The organism is Synechococcus sp. R55.3 (assembly GCF_047461975.1).
Classification (GTDB): Bacteria; Cyanobacteriota; Cyanobacteriia; order Thermostichales; family Thermostichaceae; genus Thermostichus.
This window is the reverse complement of the sequence record NZ_JANSIG010000019.1, coordinates 17861-39048: the sequence shown is the minus strand read 5'-3', so window position 1 is coordinate 39048 and position 21188 is coordinate 17861. Positions and strand designations below refer to the sequence as shown.

The 21188-nt window shown below is 59.4% G+C and carries 16 protein-coding genes; 10 read left to right on the top strand and 6 right to left on the bottom strand.

Annotation, left to right across the window (positions count from 1 at the left end):
- Nucleotides 1–624, top strand: a 624-nt coding sequence (locus NW849_RS04895; RefSeq protein WP_414356270.1) for a response regulator transcription factor, incomplete at its 5' end; no start/stop codon positions are given.
- On the opposite strand, the gene NW849_RS04890 is transcribed toward NW849_RS04895, so the two are convergent.
- Together NW849_RS04890 and glgP are read right to left on the bottom strand one after the other, a co-directional pair.
- Nucleotides 621–1682 carry a tetratricopeptide repeat protein gene (locus tag NW849_RS04890; RefSeq protein ID WP_414356269.1) on the bottom strand — a complete coding sequence of 354 codons (1062 nt, stop codon included), beginning with the start codon at nt 1680–1682 and terminating at the stop codon, nt 621–623. The genes NW849_RS04895 and NW849_RS04890 overlap by 4 nt on opposite strands.
- Nucleotides 1683–1797: 115 nt before the next feature.
- A complete protein-coding gene (glgP, locus tag NW849_RS04885; RefSeq protein WP_414356268.1) occupies nt 1798–4398 on the bottom strand; it encodes an alpha-glucan family phosphorylase in 2601 nt (866 codons plus the stop codon).
- Nucleotides 4399–5061: 663 nt separating this feature from the next.
- On the opposite strand from glgP, the gene NW849_RS04880 reads away from it, so the two are divergent.
- The 6 genes from NW849_RS04880 to NW849_RS04855 all read left to right on the top strand — a co-directional run bounded on the left by NW849_RS04880 (nt 5062) and on the right by NW849_RS04855 (nt 12869).
- Complete coding sequence (locus NW849_RS04880; protein WP_414356266.1) at nt 5062–6072, top strand: HD domain-containing phosphohydrolase; 1011 nt, start codon at nt 5062–5064, stop codon at nt 6070–6072.
- A 44-nt stretch (nt 6073–6116) separates the two neighbouring features.
- Entirely contained in the window at nt 6117–6407 is a 291-nt protein-coding gene (locus tag NW849_RS04875; RefSeq protein ID WP_414356265.1) for a YlxR family protein, read from the top strand.
- A 396-nt stretch (nt 6408–6803) separates the two neighbouring features.
- Nucleotides 6804–9971, top strand: a complete 3168-nt coding sequence (gene infB, locus NW849_RS04870; RefSeq protein WP_414356263.1) for a translation initiation factor IF-2 — start codon at nt 6804–6806, stop codon at nt 9969–9971.
- A gap of 114 nt (nt 9972–10085) precedes the next feature.
- On the top strand, nt 10086–11915 hold the full coding sequence (locus tag NW849_RS04865) for a proline--tRNA ligase (protein ID WP_414356261.1): 1830 nt from the start codon (nt 10086–10088) through the stop codon (nt 11913–11915).
- 21 nt (nt 11916–11936) lie between these two features.
- Nucleotides 11937–12554 (top strand): hypothetical protein, encoded by a 618-nt coding sequence (locus NW849_RS04860; protein WP_414356259.1) that lies wholly within the window; start codon nt 11937–11939, stop codon nt 12552–12554.
- Nucleotides 12555–12581: 27 nt separating this feature from the next.
- Entirely contained in the window at nt 12582–12869 is a 288-nt protein-coding gene (locus tag NW849_RS04855) for a hypothetical protein (RefSeq protein WP_414356257.1), read from the top strand.
- Between the two features lie 81 nt (nt 12870–12950).
- Here the strand turns inward: NW849_RS04855 and NW849_RS04850 are convergent, their stop codons facing one another.
- Nucleotides 12951–14000, bottom strand: coding sequence for a hypothetical protein (locus tag NW849_RS04850; RefSeq protein ID WP_414351943.1), 1050 nt, complete (start codon nt 13998–14000; stop codon nt 12951–12953).
- A gap of 345 nt (nt 14001–14345) precedes the next feature.
- On the bottom strand, nt 14346–14804 hold the full coding sequence (locus NW849_RS04845; protein ID WP_414356255.1) for a hypothetical protein: 459 nt from the start codon (nt 14802–14804) through the stop codon (nt 14346–14348).
- Between the two features lie 211 nt (nt 14805–15015).
- Between NW849_RS04845 and NW849_RS04840 the strand changes: the two genes are divergently transcribed.
- Nucleotides 15016–15144, top strand: a complete 129-nt coding sequence (locus NW849_RS04840) for a hypothetical protein (protein WP_011432750.1) — start codon at nt 15016–15018, stop codon at nt 15142–15144.
- A 407-nt stretch (nt 15145–15551) separates the two neighbouring features.
- On the opposite strand, the gene tkt is transcribed toward NW849_RS04840, so the two are convergent.
- The gene (gene tkt / locus NW849_RS04835) at nt 15552–17552 is read right to left on the bottom strand and encodes a transketolase (protein WP_414356253.1); all 2001 of its coding nucleotides are present in this window, start codon (nt 17550–17552) and stop codon (nt 15552–15554) included.
- 175 nt (nt 17553–17727) lie between these two features.
- On the opposite strand from tkt, the gene lipA reads away from it, so the two are divergent.
- The gene (lipA, locus tag NW849_RS04830) at nt 17728–18621 is read left to right on the top strand and encodes a lipoyl synthase (RefSeq protein WP_414356252.1); all 894 of its coding nucleotides are present in this window, start codon (nt 17728–17730) and stop codon (nt 18619–18621) included.
- Between the two features lie 91 nt (nt 18622–18712).
- Nucleotides 18713–19852 (top strand): DUF389 domain-containing protein, encoded by a 1140-nt coding sequence (locus NW849_RS04825; protein ID WP_414356250.1) that lies wholly within the window; start codon nt 18713–18715, stop codon nt 19850–19852.
- 17 nt (nt 19853–19869) lie between these two features.
- On the opposite strand, the gene NW849_RS04820 is transcribed toward NW849_RS04825, so the two are convergent.
- Nucleotides 19870–21114 carry a dihydrolipoamide acetyltransferase family protein gene (locus NW849_RS04820; protein WP_414356248.1) on the bottom strand — a complete coding sequence of 415 codons (1245 nt, stop codon included), beginning with the start codon at nt 21112–21114 and terminating at the stop codon, nt 19870–19872.
- Between the last annotated feature and the right edge of the window lie 74 nt (nt 21115–21188).

Sequence of the window (21188 nt, the reverse complement as noted above, 5' to 3'; positions counted from 1 at the left end):
CTGCAATTGTGCCGGTGGGCCCATCGCCAGTACGATCTGCTGATTTTGCTACTCTCCCACCGGGGATCCGAAGCGGATATCATCGCCGGCCTAGAGGCAGGAGCAGACGATTACCTCACCAAGCCTTTTAGCATGCAACTGCTGGATGCTCACCTTCTGGCTTTGGCTCGGCGGCGACAGCGGCCCATCCCTCCCACCTTTCTCCAGTATGGGGATCTGAAAATTGATCTGGTGCAACGGCGTGTCACCGTGGCTGGGGAAGGGATCGACCTCACGCCCCAAGAGTTTAGCCTGCTGATGGTGCTGGTGCAGGCAGATGGGGATCCTGTCTCTCGGCTGGAGCTGCTGGAGCGAGCGTGGCCGGATTCCACCGATAACCCTCGCACCGTCGATACCCACATCCTCTCGTTGCGCAAAAAGCTGGAACGGGATCCGCGCCAGCCCAGCTTGATCCACACGGTGCGCAATGTCGGCTACTGCTTTGGCCTCAGCCCCCCTCTGCTGCAGGAACAGAAAACGGTTTCAGGGGCTGCAGGCGGTTCGGGATCTGAACCTCAGCGGCAACGTCGTGGAGCTGCAGCGTTAGGCGAGACACCTGCAAAGAATAGGGTCAAATCCCGCTAGGCAGATTGCGTGGGATCCCAATCGGGGTCGCTCAGTTGCAGCAGAGACCGGCGCACCCGCTGCTCCAAAGCCAGGTTGTGATGTTGGCGGCTGACCTGCAGAGCTGCCTGCAAATCCGAAAAAGCTGTCGCCCTATCCCCCATATTCCAGTAGGCCAGCCCTCGTCCGTACAGGCCATACTCGTCAGAGAGGTCAATGCGGTTCATATCCGCTTCCAGGCGAAAGGCCCGCTCGTAGTCGTCCAGAGCCGCTTTGACCTCTCCCAGCTCATAGAAGAGATTGCCCCTGAGGTAGAGAACGGTGGCCTGGCAGGGTTCTGCCTCCAGGCTGCGGCTGAGATCGGCAATAGCCTCTTCAAAGTGATCGCCACAGGCATGGGTCACCCCCCGCTGATAGTAATGGGCTGGGCTGGGATCCCAGTCAATAGCCTGCGACCAATCGGCCAAAGCCGCCTCCCATTTGCCCAGGTAGCTGTGCAAACGGGCCCGCTGGGAATAGGCAAGCGCTGAGGTGGGATCCAGGCGAATGGCTTCATCCAGATGGGCTAGGGCCAAAGGCAGGGATCCCTGTTGCACGAGCAGGTTGGCCAAGCTGAGGTGGTGGGGGACATTGGGGTGTAGGCGCACCAGCTCAGCAAACTCCGCCGTTGCTCCCTGGAGATCCCCCTGAGATTGACGAATCAGCCCGCGATAAAAATAGGGTTCTGGTCGCCGCGGGGCCAACCGGATCGCCTGGCCGAAATCCTCCAGGGCTTGCGACACTTGGCCGAGGGTAAAGTAAGCTTCTCCCCGCAAAATGTAGGCGTTGGTCAGGCAGGGATCCCGCTGCAGAGCCAAGCTGAGCTGTTCAATAGCCCCCGGCAAATCCCGGTTCAGCCACCGTTCTCGACCACGGTTGTAGGCCAAGATGGCAGGACGGGTGAAGGCAGAAATGGCCGCTGCACCTGCCAGACCCATCACTGCCAAAAGGCGATCCTGCCGCCAACTCGCCATGCTCCCCAGCAACAGGGCAACTGCAATCAAAAGGCGCAAGCCGGCAGAGTCGTGGGCTCTGAACATACTGCTCCGCACCGCTGTCACCAACGCATCCCGTTTTTTCAATTTCTCTTCGATTCTGCCCGATTGGGTTGCCCTCCCTCCTGGCCCGCTCACGCGAGCGTGCTCCGGATCCCCATTAGGCCCAAAGCATCAACCGCAGCTCGTAGGGATCGTGCATGTCGGGGTGGAAGGGGAGCAGGCGGATGGCCAACCCTTGCAAGCCGCTGGCCTCATAGCAAATCTGGCCGGAGAAGATGGCCCGATCCTCCACCGTCTCCACATAGCGCAGGGGGGTCGCCTGTCCCTTCTGAATCTGGCCCTCATCATTGACCGGCCCCTGGTAAGCTTGCACGATCACATCCTGAGGTCGCAGGGATCCCAGCCGCACTTCCACCGTCACGGTGAGGGGATCCCTGGCCATCACCACCTGGTCATCTTGTGCCAAGGCAAGGCCAGCAGCGGGAGCTTTCTTCGGGGTTTCAATTTGGACGTTGAGAACTTGGATGTTGTACCAGTGCTCCTGCAAGTGGCTCTGCCAACGAACGAACTGGCGGGCCGACTCAAAGTGGTCACGGCGCATGCGGTCGAAGTAGTTGCTCAGGGGAATGTAGGCTCGCTGGACGTACTCCAGCACCATGCGCTGCGTGCTGAACTGGGGGCAATTGAGGCGAATCGCCTGCTTCATGCGCTGGATCCACTGGTGGGGTAGGCCATCGCTGCCGCGCTGATAAAAGAGAGGGGCAACCTCCTGTTCCAGCAAGTCGTAGAGGGCATTCGACTCCACCTCATCTTGATAGGCGCGATCCTCATACTCCTCACCGCGGCCAATGGGCCAGCCGGTCTGGTAATAGTCAGCCTCGTCCCACCAGCCGTCCAAAATACTGAGGTTCTGTCCACCGTTGGCTGCCGCCTTCATGCCACTGGTGCCGCTGGCCTCCCGGGGGCGCAAGGGGTTGTTCAGCCACACATCCACCCCGGCCACCATCAAGCTGGTGACATACATGTCGTAGTCCTCAATGAAAACCAAGTGCTGGCGAAACTCCGGCTGCCGCGACACCTGCACGATCTGGCGGATCAGCTCTTTGCCGGGTATGTCGCGGGGGTGGGCCTTGCCGGCAAAGATAAACTGCATCGGGTACTGAGGATGGTTGAGCAAAGCCTTGAGCCGTTCCAGGTTGTGGAACAAAAGGGTGGCCCGCTTGTAGGTGGCAAAGCGGCGGGCAAACCCAATGGTAAGCACCTCCGGGTTGAGGGCCTCAGAGGCCCGTTGGATCTCAGCCGCTGAGGCAGCCCGTTTCTGGAGCTGTTCCATCAAGCGCTCGCGGGTAAAGTTAATCAGGCGGGAGCGGCTGCGCTCGTGGGCCCGCCACAATTCCCCATCCGGAATCCGATCCACCTTTTGCCAGAGGGGATCCGAAGGAGGAGCCTCTGCCCAATCCGGCCCCAGGTAGCGGTCGTAGAGGGCTTGGTTCTCCTCCCCCACCCAGGTGCGGACATGTACCCCGTTGGTGATGGAAGTAATCGGCACTTCTTCCAGCGGGATCCCAGGCCACAGCCGGCTGAACATCTTGCGGGAAACCGCCCCATGCAGCTTGCTCACACCGTTCACAAAAGAGGCCATGTTGATGGCCAGCACTGCCATGCTGAAGGGAGATTGGAAGTCGCCAGTATTTTCCCGTCCCAAAGCCAAAAAGCGCTCCCGGCTCAGGCCCATCTGGCTGTAGTAGAAGCCGAGGTAGTAATCGATCTTGTCGGGCGGGAACAAGTCAATCCCGGCAGGTACCGGCGTGTGGGTGGTAAACATCTGGCTGGACTTGGCCACTTGCCAAGCCTCTTCAAAGCTCAGCCCCTGCTCGACCATCAACAGGCGAATCCGCTCCACCGCCAAAAAGGCCGAGTGCCCTTCGTTCATGTGGTAGACGGTGGGATGGATCCCAAGGGCCCGCAAGGCCCGCACACCGCCGATCCCCAGCATGATCTCCTGGTGGATGCGCAGATCTTGGTCGCCGCCGTACAGCTCATCGGTGATGTCTTGGTCGTACTGGCTGTTGGGCTCGATGTTGGTGTCCAGAAGATACAGGGGCACCCTCCCCACCATCACCTTCCAGATGCGGGCGAACACCTTGCGGTTGGGATAATCCACCTCAATGCGAATTTCGCGGCCCTCCGCATCCTTTTGCAGCTCCAGGGGCATGTTAAAAAATTCATTGATTGGGTAGCGTTCCTGCTGCCAACCGTCGGGGTTGAGGTACTGGCGAAAATAGCCCTTTTGGTAGAGCAAGCCCACGCCCACCAAGGGCAAGCCCAGATCGCTGGCCGCCTTGAGGTGATCCCCGGCCAAAACCCCCAAGCCGCCTGAGTAGAGGGGTAGACAATCCGCCAAACCAAACTCTGCCGAAAAATAGGCGTAGCACTCCCCTTCCACCGCTTGGGCCGAACGATACTTGCGATACCAAGTGTCCTCCTGCAGGTAGCTCTGCAGTTGTTGGCTGGCCCGTTCCAACTGGGCCAAAAAGCCGGGATCCTCCGCCAACTCATCCAGCCGTTCCTGCCGAATCCGACCTAGAAAAGCCACCGGGTTGTGGCTGCAGGCATCCCACAGATCCGGATCCATGCGACGGAATAGGCTGCGGGTTTCCACGTTCCAACTAAAATGCAGGTTGTAAGCCAGCAAGCGCAGACTTTCCAGCGGAGCAGGCAAGTAGGGAGTGACCTTGAACGTCCGTAGCGGCTTCATAGAGAATCCGGGAAAAGGGTTGGTTCCACTGTCAGGCTACCTTGGCCTCAGCCGGAGGGCGTGGCTTTTTAGCTTGAGTGCTGATTTTTGACATACTCCCCTGCCTTTAGGCAGGGGATTCTGGTTCCTGGTTCTGCGACAGCACTTACCATATCAGGTCTCGCCTCCACGGCAGCGGTGCTCACCTCCCCAGGCGTTCCCTCTTTCGTTCGCGTCAGCGGGACGGAGTTCTTTGGGGAGAGTGGACAGCGTCTTCTTCACCCGGTAGCCACAATGAGAACAGTCCTGCGAGGTGTATTCCGGAGGAGAACTGAGCAGGGCAGAGGTGAGCAAATAGCCGATGGTTAAAAACGGTACTTAACCGGCCAGTGGAAATGGCCAAGTGCGCTGACGTGGGAGCCTGGGGAGTTGGGTGGGGCATCCACTCTCCGAAGCATCTGTATCAGACTAAACAGAAAGAGGCTTCCAGGATATCTAGGCTCTGTACAAGTGCTCACAAAGTTCTGGATTGGTGGGAAAAACCCCTTCCCTTTCTTAGAGCAGCTCAGTGTAAAGCCTGATGCTCTTTTTTCTCTGATGGGATTACTGTAGAAGTGTTGCAACTGGAATTGTGCGGTGACCGGCTCCTCCTGCGCCCAACTTGCCAAACTCGAGATGCCCAAGATGCCCGTAACGGCTGGGATCCCTGTCACACCTTTTGCGGATCAGGCTGAGGCTGGTCACCTTTTGGTCGTGGATGATCAGCCCAACAGCCGCCTGCTGCTGGGGGATCTGCTGGAGAGCATTGGCTACCGGGTCAGCGAGGCCGAAAGCGGCAATCAAGCCCTGCAAATGTTGAAAACCTTCCAGCCGGATCTGATCTTGCTGGATGTGATGATGCCGGGGTTAGATGGGTTCGAGGTCTGTCGACGCATCAAAGCCAATGACGAGACGCGTTTGATCCCGGTGGTGCTGATTACAGCGGCCAGCGATCGCAAAAATCGCGTGCGCGGTATTGAAGCTGGGGCAGATGATTTCTTGAGCAAGCCCTTTGACGAGTCGGAATTGTTGGCGCGGGTGCGTTCCCTCGTTCGCCAAAAGCACCTCAATGAAGACTTGGATCATGCTGCTCAGGTTCTGTTCGCCATTGCCCGCAGTGTGGAAAGCCGGGATCCCACCACCGGGGATCACTGTGAGCGCCTGGCACAAATGGCCAAGAGCTTCGGCGAGTTTTTGCATCTGCCCCGTCCCCTGATCAAGGTGCTGATGTGGGGAGGTTACCTGCACGACATCGGCAAAGTGGGCATACCCGATGCCATTTTGGGTAAAACAGGCAAGCATACGCCGGAAGAGTGGGAGGTGATGAAATCCCATGTCTTGATCGGGGAGCAAATCTGCCGCCCACTACGCACCATGAAAGAGGTGTTGCCCCTCATCCGTCACCACCACGAGCGTTGGGATGGCAGCGGTTATCCCGACGGCCTCAAGGGGGAAGAGATCCCTCTGGTGGCCCGTATCTTCCAGATCATCGACATCTACGACGCCCTCACCTCGGAGCGACCTTACAAGCGAGCTTTCACTGCTCAAGAGGCTATAGACATTTTGCGGGAAGAAACAGACAGGGGTTGGCGGGATCCCCAGTTGGTGGAGTATTTCTTTGAGTTTCTGCGATCGCAGGCGCCAGATTTGGAGTAGGCTAGATAGGGCTTGCTTGTAGTGTACCAGCAGGATAGAGTCTTTTGCCGGGTGCCGATCCGCTGCGTCGTTGTGTAGGGTGTCGCCAGTTGTTTCCTCGCTCACAACTGTGGCGGCTGGTCAGGCAATTTGATTCCCACCAAGTGCTTTTGGATGAGGGTATGGGGCGTTCTGCCTATGTCTGTCGGCGGCTGGAATGTCTGCAAGCAGCCCGGCGCAAGCAACAGATAAACCGAGCCCTCAAGGCACCTGTGCCTGACTCGTTGTTCCAACGGCTGCTGGATTCTCTTGAGCAAGATTCCCAGGGACATCTCCTCCAAAAGCCTGAGCCTTAGAGGTATTCCCAATGTAGGTAAGATATTCAAAGCGCCTCTTCAGGTTCGCTAAGTTGCGAACCACACGGCAGCCCCTCTCAACTGTCAGAATGGGAGTTGGCTGGAAAACTGAGGCCAAGTGGGATGAACTGCAGAGAGGTTATTCTGGAGGCGCTGTTGACATTTGCTCGTTCTTCCTCGGTTGCTTTACTGGATGTCCCCTGTGGATGTTGCCAGAGCAGCTTCAGACCTGGGTTCCCTTCAGGCCGGATCCCCGGAGGATTGCCGAGCTGTTCTCGATGCGCCGGAGGAAGCCCCCGCAAGCCCGAAAGGTTCGGCTCAACCCAATAACTTGGTTCCCATTGAGTTTGGATAGTAAAACTGACGAGAAGTAAAGGAGCAGAGGCTAGCAGACGAATGACCGATAAAGTTCGAATTTATGATATTGCCCGTGAGATGGGGCGTGACAGTCGGGATGTGCTGGAGGTTTGTGAGCAACTGGGGATCCCTTTCAAAACCCACAGCAGCACCATTTCTCCGGAGCAGGCTGAGTTGGTGCGCAGCAAGCTGGGCGCCTCCCGCATTGTGAAGCCTCCTCGACCCCGGCCCAAACCCCCATCTGAAAACCTCCCGCCGGAGCCTCCTGCTGAAGCTAAAGCCAGTGAGCGCCCTCAGCAGAAAGCGCCCGGCACCGCTAGCGCGATCGTCGGCATTCGTCGGCCCACGCCCGTTCAGCAGCAAGCCCCAGTTGGCGAGGCCAAGACGGCTGAAACTCCGCCGGCTGCCAAGCCCTCGCCATCTCGACCTGAGCGAGTCTCCCCCGAAAAAGGATCTGCCAGCGGTGGTGCTCAGCTCATAGGCCCGCCGCGGCGGCAAGTTAGCCCTCCTGTCCGCTCGTCTGAGGCCACCCAAGAGCCGGGGACGGCTTCTCAACCGGCACCCCCCCCCATTCGCCCTGAACCTGCCGCAGCCAAAGCCAGCAGCTCCGAGCCCAGTTCTGTGGCCAAGCGCCCAACTGTGCTCACCCCCCCTCGACGAGCTACCTCCGAGGCAGAACTGCCGGCAGAGCGGCCTGAACCGCCGCAAAAAGCTCCCGAGCCCAGTCGCCCCAGCCCCTCAGAAGCACCATCCCCCAGCCACGCCCGCGTTCCTCAGCCTGCGGAAGAAAAAGCTCCTTCTCCTCCACCTGCGCAGCGCCCCCGTCCACAACTGGTGAGCGCACCCGTTCGCCCTGGCACGCGCTCCCCGGCAACCAAAGAAGACAGTGTCAGCAGCAGCAAAGTCGGTGAAGCTCCTCGTCCGCAGCGGCGGATGGAATTGGTGGGGCCCCCTACCCGTCCTGTGGCCAAGCCGGCTCCCCCTGACCCAGATGCTGCCTCTCCCTTGCCAGAAAGAATCCCTGGGGAACGTCCCAGCCCAGTGTTGGCGGAGGCTCCCGTAAGACCTACCCCACCCAAGGTCAAGCGCAAAACGGAAGAAGAAGAGGACGACGAGCTACAAGCTCTCAGTCGGCGGGCTGCCCGCGTCCAAGCCAAACGCAAACGCAGTCGGAGACGGGGGGAAGGAGATGGAGATGGTTTGGATTTGGATCCCATGACCATCATTTCAGCGGTCAAGCAGGCTGAGCTGAACACCCTCAAGCCCTTGGCTCGCCCCACCGCCAAGCCTCCTTCCTATCGCCCACCCGTGGCAACGGCTGCTCCCACCGCCCGCCCCCGCCCTGCTGCTCGTTCGCAGCAGCAACCCACCTCCGCTGAAGCTGGTGCTGCCGATCGCGCCAGCGGGACAGAGCCCTTGCCCGAAGAGAAGGTGTTGCTCTTGGATGGCAGCCTCACCGTTCAGGAATTGGCCCATCGCCTGCGCGTGGCCGAAACCGAGATCATCAAAACCCTCTTTTTCAAAGGGGTGATGGTGACCATCAACCAAGTCCTGGATGAATCGCTGGCCGAGTCGGTGGCCAAAGAGTTGGGCTACGAGATTCGCCGACCCGAGGCAGAACCCGAGGCCAAAAAAACCGAAATGCTGGATGTGGAGGACATCGACCATCTGGTCTCGCGTCCGCCGGTGGTGACCATCATGGGCCATGTGGATCACGGCAAAACCACCCTCCTCGATGCCATCCGCGACACCAAAGTGGCCCAGGGAGAGGCTGGCGGGATCACCCAGCGCATCGGTGCCTACCATGTGGATGTGGACTTTGAAGGCCAGAAGCGGCGCATTGTTTTCCTGGATACTCCCGGCCACCAGGCTTTTACCGCCATGCGTGCCCGAGGAGCCCGCGTCACCGACATTGCGGTTTTGGTGGTGGCCGCCGACGATGGGGTACAACCGCAAACTCTGGAAGCGATCAGCCATGCGCGGGCGGCTCAGGTGCCGATCATCGTGGCCATCAACAAGATCGACAAGCCCGGCAGCCAGCCAGAGCGCATCAAGCAGCAGTTGGCGGAGCACGGCCTATTGCCAGAGGAGTGGGGTGGCGACACGCCCATGGTGGAGGTGAGCGCTCTCACCCGCTGTAACCTGGATGCTCTGCTGGAGATGATCCTATTGGTGGCCGATGTGGCCGAGCTGCAGGCCAATCCCAACCGTCCCGCCCGTGGCACGGTGATCGAGGCCCACTTGGACAAAGCCCGCGGGCCAGTGGCCACTTTGTTGGTGCAAAACGGCACCCTGCGGGTGGGGGATACCCTGGTGGCCGGCGCAGTGCTGGGCCGGGTCAAAGCGATGATGGACGATCGCGGCCAGCGGTTGCAAGAAGCCGGGCCCTCTTCGGCGGTACAACTGCTGGGCTTGGATGAAGTCCCGGCAGCCGGGGATGAGTTTCAGGTTTACACCGACGAAAAAGAGGCCCGTCGCATTGCCCAAGAGCGGGCGGAGGTGCTGCGGCAAACCCGTCTACAACAGGCGCTGCTGTCTCGTCGCGTGAGCTTGGGTAGCGTTTCCGCCAAAGCCCAAGAAGGTCAGCTCAAGGAGTTGAACTTGATCATCAAGACGGATGTCCAGGGATCCGCCGAAGCCATCCAGACAGCGTTGCGGGACTTGCCCCAAGAGGAAGTCCAGTTGCGGGTTCTGCTGGCGGCCCCTGGCGAGATCACGGAAACCGATGTGGATTTGGCTGCGGCCAGCGACGCCATCATCCTCGGTTTCAACACTACCCTGGCCCCCGGCGCCCGTCAGGCTGCCGATGACAAGGGCGTGGACGTGCGGGAGTACGACATCATCTACAACCTGCTGGACGATCTGCGGGCGGCCATGGAGGGCCTGCTGGAGCCGGAAGAAGTAGAGGAGCCGCTGGGTCAGGCGGAGGTGCGCATGGTGATCCCCATCGGGCGCGGTGCGGTTGCCGGCAGCTATGTGCTCTCGGGCAAGGTGCAGCGCAATGCTCTGGTGCGAGTTCGCCGCAGAGGGGAGGTAGTTTACGAGGGACGTCTAGACTCCCTGAAGCGCTTCAAGGACGATGTGCGGGAAGTGGCTGCGGGCTTCGAGTGTGGGATCGGCATCGACAAGTTCCAATCCTGGCAGGAAGGCGACATCATCGAGGTGTACCAGATGGTCACCAAGCGGCGGACGCTCACTCCCGCCTAGCTTCACCCCAAGCGACTCTAGGTCGGCCTGCGTTCTCGGGCAGGGGATCCCAAACAGGGCGGGAAAGTTTGAGCTGATCGTGCGAGCGGGAGGAGTCCTCAGAAGGGGGAATGGATGCAACAGAGCCAGAGACTGAGCCAGATGCTGTTTGTAACGCTGCGGGAGGATCCCGTTGAGGCCGAGCTGCCCAGCCACAAATTGCTGCTGCGGGGCTGCTTTATCCGGCGGCTCTCCCCAGGGATCTACACCTATCTGCCGCTCCTCTGGCGGGTGCTGCAAAAGATCTCGGAGATTGTCCGGGAGGAGATGAACGCCATCGGCGCTCAGGAGTGTCTTTTGCCCCAGTTGCAGCCGGCGGAGATCTGGCGGGAATCGGGGCGATGGGATGTGTACACCCAGGCGGAAGGGATCATGTTTGCCCTTAAGGATCGCCAGGGACGTGAGCAGGCCCTAGGCCCCACCCATGAGGAGGTGATCACCTTGCTGGCCCGGGATCTCATCCGCTCCTATCGCCAGTTGCCGCAGACGCTCTACCAGATCCAGACCAAGTTCCGGGATGAGATTCGACCCCGCTTTGGCCTGATGCGAGGGCGGGAGTTCATCATGAAAGACGCCTACTCCTTCCATGCCAACGAGGAAAGCCTGCGCCAGACCTACCAGGATATGTACCGAGCCTATAGCCGCATCCTCAGGCGCTGTGGGCTGGAGTTTCGCGTGGTGGATGCTGATGCCGGGGCGATCGGGGGGCCATCGGCGGCCTCGCAGGAGTTTATGGTGCTGGCCTCTGCGGGAGAAGATGAGATCCTCTACACGCCCGATGGCTCCTATGCTGCCAATGTGGAAAAGGCTGTCTCCATCCCGCCGCAGGCTGCAGATTCTCCCTACGGATCTTTTCAGGTGTTGGATACACCGGGGACGGAGACCATTGACAAGCTCGCCGATTTCCTGAAGATTTCCCCCACCCTTATCGTCAAAAACGTCCTCTACCAAGCCCTTTACGACAACGGCCTGCGGGTGGCAGTGCTACTGAGCATCCGTGGGGATCAAGAAGTCAACGAGGTCAAACTGGCCAACCACCTCAGCCGCTTGGCAGAGCGCTACCAAGCCAACAAGCTGCTCAAGCTCACCTTGGCGGATGCCGAGATCCAAAACAGTTGGCAGGGGGATCCCATCCCGGTGGGCTACATTGCTCCTGATTTGCCGGATAGCTGTTTGGGCCCGCAGAAAAACCTTGCCCCCCAGATCCTGCGCTTGGCCGACCAGACGGCAGCTCTGCTGCAGAACTTTGTAACCGGCAGCAACCACGTGGGGCGGCACGTGGTGGGGGCCAACTGGGGCGAGCAATATCCCCTGCCGGAAGTGGTGGATGTGCGCAAAGCGCAAGCGGGGGATCGTTCTGTACTCAACCCCGACCAGATTCTGGAAACGGCTCGTGGCATCGAGATCGGCCATATCTTCCAGTTGGGTCTCAAGTTCTCACTGCCGATGCGGGCCACTTTTACCGACGAGCAGGGATCCGAGCAGCCCCTGTGGATGGGCTGTTATGGCATTGGAGTATCGCGCTTGGCCCAGGCGGCGGTGGAGCAATCCCACGATGCCAATGGCATCATCTGGCCGGTGGCCATTGCCCCCTATCATGTGGTGGTGGTGGTGCCCAACATCTCCGACCCCGAGCAGATGAGCGTGGCAGAGAAACTGGTGCAGGATCTCGCTACTGCCGGCATCGAGACCCTCTGGGATGACCGGGACGAGCGGGCCGGGGTGAAATTCAAAGATGCGGATCTGATCGGGATCCCTTACCGCATCACCACAGGGCGCAGCCTCAAACAGGGCAAGGTGGAACTCAGCGAGCGGGCCAGCGGCCAAGCCACGGAAATTCCCATTGAAGAAGTGGTGACTACCCTGAAAGAGCGGATTGAAGCAGCCCTAGCTGTGCCGGACTGAGCGTGGCTTCTCCTGAACCCGATGCTGAACATCTCCATTCTTAAAGAAGACGAATCCTATACTTTTCGCTCTTATTTTGAGATGCCCTACGAGCCGGATGAAATCTTGGCTCAGTTCGGCTATCAACTGGAAATTGGGGAGTGGACATGGCCTGTTGCCCCTGCGCCGCCGCAAACCCCAGTTTTGAAAGATCGGATCCGACAATTGTTACCTTTGGTTAGCCTCACCAGCGAAACAGCGCGGCGGGAATTGCTGGTGGCTCCTGTGCTGACCGAAGTGGCTCTCCATTGTCGAGTTCCTTTGCGGCTGGAGTATCCCCTGATGGTCAACAATTGGTTGAAGGGCAGCCTCGATTATCTGTTGCGAGGGAAGAACATCCTGCTGGTGGTTGAAGCCAAAAAGGACGATCTAACGCGAGCCTTTGTGCAAATGGCTGTAGAAATGATTGCCCTGGCGCAGGTGGAGCAGCAGGCTCAGATCTACGGTGCAGTGACGATGGGGTCTATCTGGCAGTTCGGACAAATTCTTGCCGATCAGCAGGTGATCAAACAAGACTTAACGCTGTATCGGGTACCTGAGGAGCTAGAAACCATTGCCGGCATTCTCACTGCCATGGTCAGCAACCCTAGCCAATCGTGAATTAAAAGCGTGAATTAAAAGTAAGTCATGGATCGAAAAACAGTCTGGTTTGCCCTGAAGTTGATGCTGGCTGCTGCCGGGATCAGCACAGCCATCAAGTATGGTGGCCCCTACTTGGCCTTGCCGGAGCAAATGCCAGTGGTGGTCGTGATGATCGTTTTGCCCACCTTGATCATGGCCGGGATCCTGTGGCGCTGGCAACTACAGTCTCCTCTCTCAAAAACTCCCCTGCCAGCCGGCAAGGGATCCCTGGGAATTGAAGATGATAGAGCCTTCACCCCCAGCCCTTCTCCCAGGGGAGAGAGGGAAGTCTGAACTGCTGGACATGGAAGGCTGCCCAGATCCCTTGATGGGTGGGGGGAAGGCTACCGGGATGGATTGGGATCCCTTGAACCCCTACTGCTGGGTAAGGCGCAGGGTTACCGTTGGGCTGGTTTGGTTGCCGGAAGTGGCCGTGAGATTCACCTGATACACCGTGCCAGAGGCCGGAATGGGAGGTCGAACGGTGATTGTGAAACGGCCCTGGGCATCTGCCTGCACCGTTTGGTTGGTCACGGTCTGTTGGGCGCTGATGATGCCGCCCAGAGAAGTAGAAGCCGTTACATTCACCCGCACCGAAGCATTGGGAGCTGTAGTGCCCTGCAGCGTAAACGAAGAACCGGAAACCCGATCCCCATCCCGCAGGTTGGTGATCTGAGGCAAGAGGGGGCTGGGGGCGCTGACTGTAGCGGAAACCTCTTGGGTGGTCAGCCGCTGGATGCCCCCGGTGGCCCCTTCGATCAGGCGGGCCGGTTGTTCGGCGGTCATGAAGCGCACTTGGCCGCCATTTTCCAAGCGGGCGACGACGATCCCCTCACGGGTGGTATCTTTCGCCTCGATTAGGGCGTTCACCACATAGGTGCCGCTGGAGACTTCCTGAGCCGGCAGGGTTTGCACTTGCCGTCCATCCTGGATGAGGTAAACCGTTACCCGGCTGGAAGGAGTGCCTTTGACGGTAACCAGCAGGATTTCCCCGGCTGCCAAGGGGCGACTGCCGGCATTGTGATCCACCAGGTCGATGGAAGCGCGGACAGGGCTACCCACGGTGAAGCTCCAGGTCACGCGGCGGGTCACCCCCTGGGTATTGGTGAACTCCAGCAAGACTTCCCGACGCCCCGGCGGCAGAGGTTGGGCAGGGCGATAGGTGAAGAAATCTCGGGTGATCACCGACTGGGACGTGACATCTTGACCATCCACAAAAACCCTCACCGTTTCCGGGCGCACGCTGACGCCATCTTGGCTGCGGAAAGAAGCCGAGATTGGGGAGGTAGGTTCAACATTGGTGGCCGCTTGAGCTGGGCTGGGATCCGTAATTTGCTGAGCCCTTGCAGGCAAGCTCGACAACCCCACAACCGCAGCACCGATCACCAAGGCCCGGGGAAACCAGGAATACAAGTTATCGCTCATGAGACCATCCAAGAAAAAGATAGAGTACAGACAGACTACACAGGCAACAAGCCCAGAGAAAGGCTAAACAGAGTCCGGCAGAACATCGGCCTCGATATCCTGTTCGAATCCTGTCACAGGGGATGGCCCCTGTCGATACGCCTAAACCTCTGATCGGCTCTCCAATAGACTCAATCCCAGCGTCAAAACCGGGCAAAGTCAACTGCCATCTACCGTGTGGGATCCCATGTCCATCCTGGCAAAGGCCAGAAGATGACTGTAGGTGAGGATGTAAGGGATCCCTTTGATCAACTAACTTGTGTCGTGACCGCCGATCGCCGATCGATTTATGTCAGTTTATTGATATCAATTCACAAAAATAGCCCCTGTCTCTTGCAGATCGAGGCAATGATCGCCGGAGACATCGTTGACCAGCCGCACCTCTACGGTGATCACATTCAAGGGATCCACGCTCACCTGGTAGCCCACAGGAGCCAACATCGGCGTGTTGATGGCCATGCAGTTGGGGATCAGCAGGTTGCTCAGGCGCAACGTTTCGCCGGCAGGCAGTTCCGAGACCTTCTGACGGGGATCGGTAAAGCCGTATTCCAAAGGCAGACCTGTGCGATTGCGGATCACCAGCTCGGCAGGTAGGTTGGGGTTAAAGCGGGCCACTGGGCGATCAAAAACCAATTGATCGACACCCACCGGTAAGCGCGGCAACGGCACTGTCTGAAAGGTAGGCTGAGCGGCAACCCAGAGGGATCCCTGCAACAACCCTCCGCCAACCCAGCCGCCCAGCAGAGTCGCCAACGTCAAAACCATTCTTTTGCTCCGTTCTGCATAGCTCATGGCTTTCGCCTCAGGATGTGCTTCCAGACTGGTGGGAGTTGGATCCCTTGCCTGCTTGTATTGTTCCCAAAAACGGCTGGCCGGGCCAGATGGCTGCTGTTTTTTCCAGGGTATGCCCCAACCAGCTAAGATCCCGTGGGGGGGAAGTTAAGTTAGAGTTGGCAATGCAAAGGGAGGCATGGCCATGCCAGCAGAACCGAAAAAGTCGGAGAAAAACTTCTCGTGGAAGGGCAGTGCCGACGCGGGCCGGGCGCTGACGATTTTGGCTGCCGTGGGAGCCGCGGTGATTTTACTGGCGGGGTTCCTACAGTAGGCAAACAGTAGGCAAAGCTGTTTGTGTCTGCAGCCGGCACAAGCACCTCAGCACGGCGGCGGAAGCCAAAGTTTCTTCTTCAAGGCGATTTCAAGGCGATGGTGGCAGCCTGCTCGACTTCCAACTTGCCTTCAAGGATCATCCCCGCCATGGTTGAAGATGTCCTCAAGGCAAAGGTGTTGTCTGCGGGGCAGGAAGCCGCCCTCGACTGCGTTCTCCGCCATGGCTGCCCTACAGAAAGAAGCAGATCCGGATGCTTTGGAAGTCCTGCTGATTGGTTGATGCGAGGTTCGCTACGCCTGTCCGGGTCACGCCGCTGGGCAGCAGGCTCAACAGGGAAAAAAGCCCAGCAGAGAAGGGATCCCTGCTGAGCCCCTTGAAAGCGCCGAGGAAGGGGTAAAGTGCCCTCAGCCCAGCAGCCGGCGGGCAGTGTTGAGCACGTTCTCCACCGTGAAGCCGAACTTCTCCATACACACCGGGCCGGGGGCGGAAGCGCCAAAGCGATCGATGCCAATGGCCACCCCCTCAAACCCCAGGTACTTGTGCCAGCCGAAGGTGCAGCCTGCCTCGACGGAGACGCGCTTGGTGACGTTGGGGGGCAGAACGGAATCGCGGTAGCTCTGGGGCTGGGCCTCAAACAGCTCCATACAGGGCATAGAGACCACCCGCACGGCCCGGCCTTCCTGCTTCAGTTGGGCTGCAGCTTTCACCGCCAGCTCCAGTTCAGAGCCGGTGGCGATCAAGATCAGCTCTGGATTGGGGGCATCCACCACCACATAGGCCCCTTTGGCTACGCCTTCAACAGAGGTGCCCTCCACCGGGTTGACGGCTTGCCGGGTAAACACCAGCACAGAAGGGGTGGTCTTGGCTTCTAGGGCCACCTGGTAGGATCCCACCGTTTCGCGGGCATCTGCCGGGCGCAGCACATAGAGATTGGGAATGGCCCGCAGGGAGGCCAAAGTTTCCACCGGCTGGTGAGTGGGGCCATCTTCCCCCAAGGCGACGGAGTCGTGGGTCATGACGTGCAGCACCCGCACCTGCGAGAGGGCCGATAGGCGGATGGCAGGCCGCATGTAGTCGGTGAAGATCAAAAAGGTGGCGTCGTAAGGGATGAGACCTCCATGAAGCGCCATGCCGTTGGCAATGGCTCCCATGCCGTGTTCCCGCACCCCAAAGCGGAAGTTGCGCCCCTCGTAAGATCCAGCCTGAAACTCTGGGATCCCCTTTAGATAAGTCATGTTGGAGTGGGCGAGATCTGCGGATCCCCCCAGCAGTTCCGGCACCGCTTTGGCCAAGGCATTCAGACAAAACTTGGAGAGGTTGCGGGTGGATTCTCTGCCGGTTTCGGCAATGGGGGCCAGCGCTTCTTTCCAGCCCACCGGCAGCTCCCCGGCCATGATGCGCTTGAACTCGGCGGCCTCTTCGGGGTAAGCCTTCTCGTAGGCGGCGAAGCGCTCGTTCCACTCGGCCTCGGCCTTGGCCCCTTTTTCGATGGCCTGGCGGAAGTGGGCCAGCACCTCGTCGGGAATGTAAAACTCCGGCTCCAGAGGCCAACCCAGGTTTTGTTTGGTGAGCTTCACCTCTTCCGGCCCCAGGGGTGCCCCATGGACGCTCTCGCTGCCGGCCTTGTTGGGGGATCCGTAGCCGATGGTGGTCTCGACAATGATCAAAGAAGGCTTGTTGGTGACTTCCTTGGCTTTTTGGATGGCCTCGGCGATCCCCTTCAGGTCGTGGTTGCCGTCGTCTACCTTTTGCACGTGCCAGCCGTAGGCTTCATAGCGTTTGCCCACATCTTCCGTAAAGGCGATTTCTGTGCTGCCGTCGATGGAGATGTGGTTGCTGTCGTAGAGCATGATCAGCTTGCCCAGTTGCAGGTGGCCGGCCAAAGAAGCTGCTTCGGAAGCCACCCCCTCCATGTTGCAGCCATCCCCCAAGATCACGTAGGTGTAGTGATCCACAATGGTGTGGCCGGGCTTGTTGAAGCGGGCGGCCAGATGGGCCTCGGCAATCGCCAGCCCAACCGCGTTACCCACCCCTTGCCCCAGCGGGCCGGTGGTGACCTCTACCCCCGGAGTTTCAAAGTTTTCCGGGTGGCCGGGGGTTTTGGATCCCCACTGGCGAAACTGCTTGATGTCCTCTAGGCTCACATCAAAGCCGGTCAGGTGCAGCAGCGCGTACTGCAGCATGCAGCCGTGCCCCGCCGAGAGCACAAAGCGATCCCGATCCACCCACTTGGGGTTGCGGGGGTTGAACTTCATGAACTGCTGCCACAGCACATAGGCCATGGGTGCTGCTCCCATCGGTAGGCCGGGGTGGCCGGAGTTGGCCTTCTGAACAGCATCCACCGCCAAAAAGCGAATCGTGTTGATGGCAAGTTGTTCCAGAGAGGGAGGAGCAGCAACAACCATGTGGGATCCCTATCGCTCGACATTTGCTTTCCAGTATGCCGCGTTTTGGGTCGTGCTTCCGAGGCGGCAGGGATCAATTGGGCCGGGAAATTGGCTTTGTCCAAATTCCAACGGGGCCAAATGGCAGGCTAAGCTGAGTGATACCGTCGCTGCTGTTTTGTGCTGGAGCACTTCTTTGACCGTTGTTTCTTCTTCTCCTGGCGGCAAACCCTCCTGGCTGCGGGCCAAGGCCCCTCAACGGGTGGGATCCGTCCAGCAACTGCTGCGGGACTTGGGCCTGAACACGGTTTGCGAAGAAGCTTCCTGTCCCAACCTGGGGGAGTGTTTTGCCAACGGCACCGCCACCTTTTTGATCATGGGCCCGGCCTGTACCCGCGCCTGCCCCTACTGCGATATCGACTTCACCAAACGCCCTCTGCCCCTGGATGCCACTGAACCCCTGCGGGTGGCAGAAGCAGTGGAACGCTTGGGATTGCGCCATGCGGTAATTACATCAGTGAATCGGGACGACCTGCCCGATGGGGGAGCCAGCCAGTTTGTGGCCTGCATTGCGGAAATCCGCCGCCGCATGCCCCAGACGACCATCGAAGTCCTGATCCCAGATCTGTGCGGTAACTGGCAGGCGCTGCAGCAGATCCTGGCAGCCCGACCGACGGTGCTCAACCACAATACCGAAACGGTGCCCCGCCTCTATCGCCGTGTACGCCCGCAAGGGAACTACGAGCGCTCCCTCAAACTGTTGGAGTTGGCACGGCAATGGGATCCCGGCCTGTACACCAAGTCGGGGGTGATGTTGGGTCTGGGAGAGACAGCCGAGGAGATCTTGCAGGTGATGCGGGATCTGCGCCGGGTGGGTTGTGACATCCTCACGCTCGGCCAATACCTGGCGCCCAGCCCCAAACACCTGCCGGTGGAGCGCTACGTTCCCCCCGAAGAGTTCGACCATTGGCGACGGGTGGGGGAAGAGCTGGGCTTTTTGCAGGTGGTGTCCTCCCCTCTCACCCGCAGCTCTTACCATGCCGAGGCCGTACAAGATTTGATGCGCCACTCTCCCAAAGGGGGATCCTGAGTAGCGGCTCTCCACCAAGTTAGACTGCTGAAAGCCCGAGGCTGGTGTGTTCCTGACACCGCCAAGGAGACCCAAGACCGGGAACCCAATCATGGATATGAACAGGATCCCTCCTTCTACTAGCAGCAGCTCAGAAACCGGCTTGGTTCCCTCACCCCAGGGTTGGCCACAGCCTCTCCGCTGGCGGCCACCACTGGTCACTCCAGAAGAATATGCCGAGTTGATGGTGGGATTGATGCGGGAGTCTCGCCTCAGCCTGAACTACTTGATGTTGGTGCTCGGCTCCTGTGTGATTGCCACGTTGGGGTTACTGGCCAATAGCCCGGCCGTGATCATTGGGGCGATGATCGTGGCTCCTTTGATGCTGCCGATTCGCGGCATGGCCATGGGGGCTTTAGATGGGAATGTGGTCTTGTTTCGTACAGGCATCCTGTCTTTGACCGTGGGAACTGGTATTGGGGTGGGGGTGTCTTTCCTGCTGGGGTGGTGGGTAGGTCTTCCCAATTGGGGCAGCGAAATTTTGGCCCGCACTCAACCCAACCTGTTGGATTTGGGAGTGGCGCTAGCAGCAGGGGGAATTGGCGCTTTTGCTAGGGTGCGCAAAGAGATCGCCGACAGTTTGGCAGGGGTTGCGATTGCTGTGGCCTTAATGCTGCCGGTGTGTGTGATTGGTTTGGGACTGGCCCATGCCGAGTGGGAGATCAGCCTAGGAGCAACCCTGCTCTATTCCACCAACCTGTTGGGGATTGCCCTGGCTTGCATGGTTACGTTTTTGCTGATGGGCTACGCCCCCTTGCACAAGGCCCGTTCTGGATTGGTGTGGATGTTCGGTTTGGTGATGGTGTTGCTGGTGCCGCTGGCAGCCAGTATGACTCAACTGCTGTATCAATCTCGGTTGGAATGGGCGCTACGAACCGCCTTGCTAAACAGAACCATCACCTTCCAACGGGTAACCCTATTGCGCAGCGAGTTTAACTGGGTGGTCAATCCCCCAGAAGTAGTGCTGTCGGTACGAGCAGACGAGCCGGTTACCCCCAGGCAGGTGACTTTGCTGGAGGAATTTGTGGCGGCGGAGGTAGGTCGCCCCTTTACCCTGATTTTTCAGGTGGTACAAGACCAAGAGGTGCGCCGAGAAATGCCTGCCCCAGAAGAGCCTGAGTCGGATCCCGAGGTTAACCCTACAGAGGCAACTCTTTCCCCACGACCGAGGGGGATTATTACCCCCTACTGAATCGCCGGGTGGGCTTGCTACAACGTCAGGGATCCCACATTTTGTTCTAACAACTGGGCCAGATCCTGCAGGAAAGCCGCCGCATGAGCCCCGTAGATGACGCGGTGATCACAGGTAAGGTTCACTTGCATCTGGGAGCGGATGGCAATCGCTTTTTCCGGTGTCGCTACTACCGTGGGGCGAGAAGCGCCGATGGCCAAAATGGATCCCTGGTTGGGCGGCAAAATGGCATCGAAGCGATCCACCCCAAACATGCCCAGGTTGGAGAGGGTGAAGGTGCCGCTGGTGTACTCCTCTGGCTGCAGTTGCTTACGCCGCGCCCGCTCCACCAGATCCTTCCAGCGGCGGGAGATCTCATACAGATCCAGCCGGTTGGCTTGCTTTAGGACAGGGGTGATCAGCCCGCCATCCTCCATGGCCACCGCCACCGCGATGTTGATATCGGCTTTGTAGTGGATCCCGCCTTCTGTGTAGCTGGCATTCAGAAGGGGGTGCTTCTCCAGGGTCATGGCCACGGCTTTGACCAAGAGGGCCGTCAGGGTGACTCCTTTGGGCTTCACCTGTTGGTAGAGGTGATCCAGGCTATCGGTGGTGATAGTGTAGCCCACGTGGAACACCGGCACGCCAAGGCTGGCGTTCATGTTGCGCACCACCGCCGCTTGTAGGGTGCTGAGGGGAACTGTCTCTCCCAAGGGGACAGCCACAGGAGTTGGAGGCGCGGGGGCTGGAGCAGAGGGGGCAGCCACTGCAGGAGCGGAAAGGGCCGCAGCTCGCTCCACGTCTTCAGCGACGATGCGACCATTGGGGCCAGAGCCGCGCACGGTGCGCAGATCGATCCCCAGGCTCTCCGCCAGTTTTTTCGCCCGTGGAGAAGCCACGATCCGCTGGGATCCCGATCCATTTTGGGGGGCAGGGGTGGGAGCAGGAGCAGGGCTGGCTGATGGAGCTGCGGGAGGGGGTGCCACAGGGGCAGCTCCGGCAGAGAGGGCCTTGGCTTTTTCCTGGGCCTGGGCCACTTCTGCCTCGCTTTCGGCAATCAGGGCGATGGGCGCGCCCACCGGGGCCGATGCTCCTGCCGGAATGAGGATGCTGGCCAGGATGCCGCTGTGGAAGGACTCCACGTCCATGTCCGCTTTGTCGGACTCCACCACCAGGATGTTTTCTCCTTTCTCCACGCGGTCGCCGGGGTTCTTAAGCCAGGTGACGATCTTGCCCGTTTCCATGGTGGAGCTGAGGGCCGGCATGGAGAGTTCGTGGATCATCGATGGGGATGGGAACACAGCAGAAGAGATTGTAACTCAGGAGACGGGATCCCCGCGCACGTCTCTGGGCCGGC